We start from the raw sequence: 633 nt of genomic DNA, 5'->3' as shown, positions 1-633 counted from the left end.
GTATCGCCTACTTGATGGAGGATTTGATTACCTGCTTTTACTTCACAATCTGTTTGAAAGTCACTATATTTAGATTCTGCAAGTTCTGTATGTTGTTTTTTGGTTTGCGTGCTTAAATTTTGTTCTGTATATATATCAATGTAATTGTTAGTTTGCATACTAAAATGTTCTTCCGTAAAGTAATTTATTCCTTTATTAACATGAAGCTCAAGTTTTCCCTCAACCACTTCCTTTTTATTTCCCTTCACATTCCTTATCTCATCTTTATGGATAATAGTGTTTTGATTAGCACCTATTTCTATGTCTTTGTTTTCTTCTACAAACTCATGAGAGTTTTTAGCCACTCTTACTTTATTATCTACTCCTACATTTAAGGTATTGCTTAATCCTACTATGGTATCTTTAGATAAGCCTACATTAGTTAAGTATTCTCCTCCTACATTGACATTTTTAGCTAAGTCTATGGTTTGAGTATGAATCTTTTTAATCCTTTCATTATAAATTCCATCCACTATAGAATCTTTATCATTTAAAATTCTTTGAGTGAAATTATGCTGGACTAATTCATCATAATCCTTTTGGGCTTTTAAATAAATTTGTTCTTTATCTTTTATATTTGAGAGGGTAAGTTCA

General features: G+C 29.9%; 1 protein-coding gene. It reads right to left on the bottom strand.

All coding sequences use genetic code 11. From position 1 onward, the window contains the following. A partial coding sequence (locus tag AJ888_RS09235; protein ID WP_410002363.1) for a bacteriophage T4 gp5 trimerisation domain-containing protein occupies positions 1 to 633 on the bottom strand: 633 nt, incomplete at both ends.

The organism is Campylobacter sp. BCW_6467 (genome assembly GCF_001762855.1).
In the GTDB taxonomy this organism is placed as follows: Bacteria; Campylobacterota; Campylobacteria; order Campylobacterales; family Campylobacteraceae; genus Campylobacter_D; species Campylobacter_D jejuni.
This window is presented reverse-complemented; position numbering and strand designations above follow the sequence as displayed.